Genomic DNA, 7,350 nt, shown 5'->3' with positions numbered 1-7,350 from the left:
GCGGCTCGTGGTGACCGATCGCCGCGGTGAACGAGGCACCGGCGCGTCCGCACCGGTGCCGGGCTACGGAAGGAGGGCGGCTCCATGGTGACCGCAATCGTGATCGTCGTCGTGCTGATGGTGGTGCTCGGTGCCGTGTTCGTGGTCGGCTTCAACCGGCTGCGCCGCGCCGACGTGCTGGCCCAGGAGGCCCTCGGCGGCATCGACGTGCAACTGAGCCGGCGCGCGGACCTGGTGCCGAACCTCGTGGCGACGGTGCGCGGCTACGCGGCGCACGAGAAGAGCGTGCTCGAGGAGGTCACCGCCGCGCGCACCGCCGCGTCGCGGGCGGCTTCCGGCGGCACGGTCGCAGAGAAGGCCCAGGCCGACGCCCGGCTCGAGAAGGCGGTGTTCGACGTGCTCGCCGTCGCCGAGAACTACCCGGACCTGAAGGCATCGGCCAACTTCCTGGATCTGCAGCGCCAGCTCGGCGAGACCGAGGACCAGCTCGCCTTCGCCCGCCAGTACTACAACGACGCCGCGGGCCGGCTCAACACGTCGCTGAAGACGATCCCGTGGATGTTCTTCGCGGGACCGGCGGGTGTGCGCGAGCGTGAGTTCTACACCGCTCCGGCGGGCACGGAACTGCCGCCGACCGTGTCGTTCTGATCCACCCGGCGCGCGCGGTCGCGCCACCGGGCCCTACCGTTGAGCGGTGAGCAGCACCGCATCGCGCTTCGACGCCGGCATCGTGTGCGGGCTCGGCGCCTATCTGACGTGGGGACTCTTCCCGGCGTTCTTCGGGCTGCTCGAGCCCGCCGGACCCGTCGAGATCCTCGCCCACCGGGTGCTGTGGACGCTGCTGGCGATGCTGCTGCTGCTCGCCGTGCTCGGCCGGCTCGGCTCGCTGCGGGGACTGGGCGTGCGGGTGTGGGCCCTGGTCGCGGCGGCGTCGGTGGCCATCGCCGTCAACTGGGGTACGTACATCTACGGCGTCGTGTCGGGCCGGGTGGTCGAGACCGCGCTGGGCTACTTCATCAACCCGCTGGTCAGCGTGCTGTTCGGGGTGTTGTTCTTCCGGGAGCGCCTGCGCCGCGCCCAGGTCGCGGCCCTGTTCGTGGCGACCGCCGCGGTGGCGGTGATCACCGTGGACTACGGCCGGCCGCCGCTGATCGCGCTGACCCTGGCGTTCTCGTTCGCGCTGTACGGGGTGGTCAAGAAGATCGTGCCGCTCGATCCGCGGACGTCGCTGACGGGGGAGGGCATCGTCGCCGTGCCGTTCGCGGCGGGCTACCTGGTCTTCCTCGCCGTCACCGGCACCGGCACCTTCACCGGCCACGGGGCCGGGCACTCGCTGCTGCTCGTGTCGGCCGGGCTCGTCACGGCACTGCCGCTGCTGCTGTTCGGGGCGGCCGCCCAGCGGGTGCCGCTGGTGACCCTCGGCATGCTGCAGTACCTGACCCCCGGCCTGCAGATGGCGTGGGGCGTGCTGGTGCTGCACGAGGACATGCCCGCCTCGCGGTGGATCGGCTTCGGGCTGATCTGGACCGCGCTGGCGGTGTTCACCGTCGACGCCGTTCTGCGGGCCCGCACGGCGCGCGGACGCCTCGAACCGGTCACCTCGAGTACACCGGAGTAACACCGGTCACGACTCGCCGCCGGCGCCGGTGTGGCGGTCCGATCCCGTCGCCGGGGAGGCCTACACTCGGGATGCTCACAGACCTTCCGGGAGAGGCACGCGTGGCTGACTCGTTCGTTCATCTGCACAACCACACCGAGTACTCGATGCTCGACGGCGCCGCGAAGGTCGGTCCCCTGTTCAAGGAGGCCGAGCGGCTGGGGATGACGGCGGTCGGGATGACCGACCACGGGAACATGTACGGCGCCAGCGAGTTCTACAACGCCGCGACGAAGTTCGGGATCAAGCCGATCATCGGCATCGAGGCCTACATCGCCCCGGAGTCGCGGTTCAGCACCAAGCGCGTGCAGTGGGGGGATCCGAGCCAGAAGTCCGACGACGTCTCCGGTTCCGGCTCGTACACGCACATGACGATGGTGGCCGAGAACGCCACCGGACTGCGGAACCTGTTCAAGCTGTCCTCGCTCGCCTCCATCGAGGGCCAGCTCGGCAAGTGGGCCCGGATGGACGAGGACCTCATCGCCCACCACGCCGAGGGCATCATCGCGACCACCGGCTGCCCGTCGGGGGAGATCCAGACCCGGCTGCGTCTCGGCCACGACCGCGAGGCGCTCGAGGCGGCCGCGAAGTGGCAGGAGATCTGGGGCAAGGACAACTTTTTCCTCGAGCTGATGGATCACGGCCTGTCCATCGAGCGCCGCGTCCGGGAGGGCCTGCTCGAGATCGGCCGCACGCTCGGCATCCCGCCGCTGGCCACCAACGACTGCCACTACGTCACCAAGGATGCCGCCGAGAACCACGAGGCGCTGCTGTGCATCCAGACCGGCAAGACGCTGTCGGATCCGACCCGCTTCAAGTTCGACGGCGACGGCTACTACCTGAAGTCCGCCGCGGAGATGCGGGCGCTGTGGGACGGCGAGGTGCCCGGCGCGTGCGACAACACGCTGCTCATCGCCGAGCGGGTGCAGTCCTACGAGGAGGTATGGACCCACCGCGACCGCATGCCGATCTTCCCCGTGCCCGAGGGGGAGACGCAGGCGAGCTGGCTGCGCAAGGAGGTCATGCGCGGCCTCGACCGCCGCTTCCCGAACGGCGCGCCCGACGAATACCTGCGCCGCGCCGACTACGAGATCGACGTGATCTGCGAGATGGGTTTCCCGGCGTACTTCCTCGTCGTCGGCGACCTGATCAACCACGCCCGCGAGGTGGGTATCCGGGTCGGTCCGGGTCGAGGCTCGGCCGCCGGTTCGCTCGTCGCCTACGCCATGGGCATCACGAACATCGATCCGATCCCGCACGGCCTGCTGTTCGAGCGGTTCCTCAACCCCGAGCGCGTGTCCATGCCCGATATCGACATCGACTTCGACGATCGCCGCCGCGGCGAGATGGTGCGGTACGCGACCGAGAAGTGGGGCAACGACAAGGTCGCCCAGGTGATCACGTTCGGCACCATCAAGACGAAGGCCGCGATCAAGGACTCGGCGCGCGTGCAGTTCGGCCAGCCGGGCTTCGCGATCGCCGACCAGATCACCAAGGCGCTGCCGCCGCCGATCATGGCCAAGGACATTCCGGTGTCGGGCATCACCGACCCGAACCACGAGCGGTACAAGGAGGCCGCCGAGGTCCGGGCGCTGATCGAATCCAACCCGGACGTGAAGAAGATCTACGACACCGCGCTCGGCCTCGAGGGCCTGATCCGCAACGCCGGCGTGCATGCCTGCGCGGTGATCATGTCCTCCGAGCCGCTGATGGACGCCATCCCGCTGTGGAAGCGGGCGCAGGACGGCGCGATCATCACCGGCTGGGACTACCCGTCGTGCGAGGCCATCGGCCTGCTGAAGATGGACTTCCTCGGTCTGCGAAACCTCACCGTCATCGGTGACGCGATCGAGAACATCAAGAACAACCGCGGCATCGACCTCGACCTGGACACGCTGCCGCTCGAGGATCCGCCCACCTACGAGTTGCTGGCCCGCGGCGACACCCTGGGCGTGTTCCAGCTCGACGGCAGCGCCATGCGCGATCTGCTGCGCCGGATGCAGCCGACCGGCTTCGAGGACATCGTCGCCGTGCTCGCGCTGTACCGGCCCGGCCCGATGGGCATGAACGCCCACAACGACTACGCCGACCGCAAGAACGGCCGGCAAGAGGTCAAGCCGATCCACCCCGAGCTCGAGGAGCCGCTGAAGGACATCCTGGCCGACACCTACGGCCTGATCGTCTACCAGGAGCAGATCATGCAGATCGCTCAGAAGGTGGCCGGTTACTCGCTCGGACAGGCAGACCTGCTACGGCGAGCCATGGGCAAGAAGAAGAAGGAGATCCTCGAGGAGGCGTACGGCGGCTTCCAGAAGGGCATGCTCGACAACGGCTTCTCCCAGCCCGCGATCACCGCATTGTGGGACACGGTGCTTCCGTTCGCCGGATACGCGTTCAACAAGTCGCACGCCGCCGGGTACGGCCTCGTCTCGTTCTGGACGGCGTACCTCAAGGCGAACTACCCCGCCGAGTACATGGCGGGCCTGCTCACGTCCGTCGGCGACGACAAGGACAAGGCTGCGGTCTACCTGTCGGACTGCCGCAAGATGGGCATCACCGTGCTGCCGCCCGACGTCAACGAGTCGCGGGTCGACTTCGCGTCGGTGGGGGAGGACATCCGGTTCGGCCTCGGCGCGGTGCGCAACGTCGGTACCAACGTTGTGGCGTCCATCATCCGGGCGCGGGAGGAGAAGGGCCGGTTCACCGACTTCTCCGACTACCTCAACAAGATCGATGCGCTCGCATGTTCGAAGAAGGTCACCGAGTCGCTGATCAAGGCCGGTGGGTTCGATTCGCTCGGCCATCCCCGCAAGGGCCTGATGCTGGTCCACGCCGACGCGATCGACGCGGTCATGGGCACCAAGAAGGCCGAGGCGATCGGGCAGTTCGACCTGTTCGGCGGCGCGGACGCCGACGAGTCGGTCACCTCGGTGTTCAACGTGAAGATCCCCGAGGAGGAGTGGGATACCAAGCACAAGCTCGCCCTCGAACGGGAGATGCTGGGCCTGTACGTGTCCGGGCATCCGCTCAACGGCGTCGAGCACGTGCTCGCCCAGCAGTCGGACACCGCGATCCCGACCATCCTCGAGGGCGCGATCAAGGACGGCACCCAGGTCACCGTGGGCGGCATCCTCGCGTCGGTGAACCGCCGCATCAACAAGAACGGTCTGACCTGGGCGTCGGCGCAGCTCGAGGATCTCGCCGGCGGCATCGAGGTGCTCTTCTTCCCGCAGTCCTACTCGGTGTACGGCATGGACGTGGTCGAGGACTCGGTGGTGCTGGTCAAGGCGCGGGTGTCGATCCGCGACGACCGGATCTCGTTGATCGCCAACGATCTCGCCGTGCCCGACCTGTCGCAGGTCGGGGTGGCCAAGCCGCTGTCGGTGTCGATGCCGACCCGGCTGTGCACCCCCGACAAGGTCGGGGCGCTCAAGAGCGTGCTCACCCGCCACCCCGGTACCTCGGACGTGCACGTCCGGCTGATCTCCGGCAGCAAGGTCACCGTGCTGAAGGTGGACGACAGCCTGCGGGTGGAGCCGTCGTCGGCGCTGATGGGGGATCTCAAGGCTCTGCTCGGGCCGGCCTGCCTGGCGACCTGACCCGCCGACGGTGTCTGCAGTCGGACGACGCTGCGGTCGGGTGTCGCTGCGGTCAGGTGTCGCGGCGGTAGTGCAGCAGGCGGGCCCACCAGACGACGGTGGCGGTCGCGGCGGCGGTGAGCACGGCGGTCTGCGCATCCGCGGTGATCGCGAACAGCGCCAGGAGGACCAGGACGGCCGCGACGAGTGCCTCGAGCTTGTACAGCGGCCATGCGCTTCCGGCCACGTCGACGGACGCGGGCCGGCGGCGGGTGGGGGTGGGCGAATCCATCGTCGTCATCTCGACCTCCGTGCGCCTCGGGGAACCCGTCCGCCAGGCTACTCGCAGACTTGTTTTCGGTCTACCGAACATTGCCGATCGGCGCGGTGACGCCGGGTCCCGGCGGTCGGGTCGTCGCCCTCGCCGTCGATGTTGCCCGGCGGCGGCACGGGCGGCTCGAGCAGCGCCCACTGGGCGTCGGTGAGCGACGACGACGGTACACCGCGCACTGGTGTCCGGGGGTCGTGTCCGGGGTGGGGCATGACGGGCACGGCGCGATGAGCGATGATGGCCAGTGAACTCTTGGTCGGGTCGTGACGTAAGCACTCTTGACTGACCAGGAGTTCACCTGTTCCCACACTTCACATGCCTCGCCACCGGCTCGTAGCGTTCTCGGATGCACTCTGAGCTCGATTCTTCACCTCGGCGACCTGCTGCGACTGTAGGGGCCGGTGTTGTTCGGCGTGTCGCGGCGACTCGCGACGGTTACCACCCGATCATCTTGGGGTTCCTTCCACAGAAACATCCGAGACGAGGACACATGGTGGCCGTGGGCATCAGTGTGCCCGACGTGCGGGCCGTCGGCGAGCAGCCGAGCAATCGATACGCGTATCGACCTGGCGGCGTTCCGGGGCCGGTTCTACGACTGCCTGACCACTCGTCGTGACGCATTGTTCGAGTTGACTGACGCGGTGCTGTGTTCCGGCGGTGCGGTCCGTACCCTCGTCAAGTTGCCCCTGACACCCGAACGCCGTCGCGGTCACGGCGCCCTGTACGACGGCCTGGGCGGATTCGACATCGATCGTCTACGGAACATGATTGCCGCCGAGTCGATCCCACGCGACCGCGAGGGCGCGATCGTGTTGGCCGTCGATGTCAGGGCCTGGCCGCGCCCGGATGCCCGACGAGCCCACAGCGTACGTTCCGCCACGTGTACGGGCGCGGCACGGGACGGGCGCAGCTGATCCCCGGCCGGCAGTACTCGTTCGTCGCCGCGCTCGAGCCGGGTCGCACCTCGTGGACGGCGGTGTTCGACGCAGTCCGCCTGCAGCCGGACGACGATGAAACACTCGTCACCGCAAGACAAGTGCGCAGCGTGGTCGAGCGTCTGCGAGCGGCCGGGCAGCACCGCGACGGTGACCCGGACATCCTCCTGATCTTCGACGCTGGTTACGACCTGCCTCGGCTGGCGGTCGCCCTCACCGACCTTCCGGGGTGGATCCTGGGCCGAATGCGCGGGGACCGCGTGTCGTGCTTCCCGGCGCTGCCGCCGGGCCGCACCGGCGCCACCCCGGCACGGCCCGCAGTTCCGGTTCGCCGACCTGAGCAGCTGGCCCACACCCGCGGCCACCACGAGCACGGTCACCGGCCGGTACGGAACGGCGACGGCCTCCGCATGGAATCAGCTGAACCCGAGGCTCATCCACCAAGGGGTGTGGGCCGAGCATCCCGGAGCACTGCCGATCGTCGAGGGCACGGTAATCCCACTGACCGTCGGCCATCTGCCCGGAACCGGCACCCGGCCCCGGTATGGCTGTGGTACTCGGACCCCACCGTAGGAGGTGACCACGTCGACGGACTGTGGCAGATGTTTCTGCGCCGCTTCTTTCCTCGTGCACACCTTCGAAGAAGTTCCAGCAGGCGTCGGAGTGGACTGCGCCGACGATCCGCCGTCCCGAGACGGCCGATCGCTGGACCTGGATCGTCATCGTGGCGCATGCCCAGCTGCGGCTCGCCCGGCCCCTGGCCGAGGACCTGCGCCGACCCTGGGAGCGACCGCGGCCTCCGGGCCGGCTGACCCTGGCCCGGGTCCGTCGCGGGTGTCGGTGCATCTG

Annotated in this window: 5 protein-coding genes and 1 pseudogene; 5 read left to right on the top strand and 1 reads right to left on the bottom strand. The window is 68.7% G+C overall.

Features of this window, described 5'->3' with window-relative positions; genetic code table 11:
• Positions 1-84 precede the first annotated feature (84 nt).
• From CQZ88_RS11615 to dnaE, 3 genes are all read left to right on the top strand, one after another.
• Positions 85-648 carry a LemA family protein gene (locus CQZ88_RS11615; RefSeq protein ID WP_029544161.1) on the top strand — a complete coding sequence of 188 codons (564 nt, stop codon included), beginning with the start codon at positions 85-87 and terminating at the stop codon, positions 646-648.
• Positions 649-694: 46 nt separating this feature from the next.
• Positions 695-1,618 (top strand): EamA family transporter RarD, encoded by a 924-nt coding sequence (rarD, locus tag CQZ88_RS11610; RefSeq protein ID WP_006933438.1) that lies wholly within the window; start codon positions 695-697, stop codon positions 1,616-1,618.
• Between the two features lie 101 nt (positions 1,619-1,719).
• Positions 1,720-5,256, top strand: coding sequence for a DNA polymerase III subunit alpha (gene dnaE / locus CQZ88_RS11605; RefSeq protein WP_006933439.1), 3,537 nt, complete (start codon positions 1,720-1,722; stop codon positions 5,254-5,256).
• A 52-nt stretch (positions 5,257-5,308) separates the two neighbouring features.
• Here dnaE and CQZ88_RS11600 read toward each other — a convergent pair whose 3' ends face one another.
• The gene (locus CQZ88_RS11600) at positions 5,309-5,536 is read right to left on the bottom strand and encodes a hypothetical protein (RefSeq protein ID WP_102799770.1); all 228 of its coding nucleotides are present in this window, start codon (positions 5,534-5,536) and stop codon (positions 5,309-5,311) included.
• A gap of 431 nt (positions 5,537-5,967) precedes the next feature.
• Here CQZ88_RS11600 and CQZ88_RS32290 point away from each other — a divergent pair, with 431 nt between their 5' ends.
• The gene (locus tag CQZ88_RS32290) at positions 5,968-6,480 is read left to right on the top strand and encodes a transposase (protein ID WP_306430601.1); all 513 of its coding nucleotides are present in this window, start codon (positions 5,968-5,970) and stop codon (positions 6,478-6,480) included.
• A 616-nt stretch (positions 6,481-7,096) separates the two neighbouring features.
• Positions 7,097-7,350, top strand: a pseudogene (locus CQZ88_RS30890) (hypothetical protein); the annotation flags it as partial.

It is taken from the genome of Rhodococcus sp. ENV425, assembly GCF_002887785.1.
Classification (GTDB): Bacteria; Actinomycetota; Actinomycetes; order Mycobacteriales; family Mycobacteriaceae; genus Rhodococcus; species Rhodococcus aetherivorans.
The sequence above is the reverse complement of the archived record's forward strand: the minus strand, read 5'-3'. Positions and strand labels throughout refer to the sequence as shown.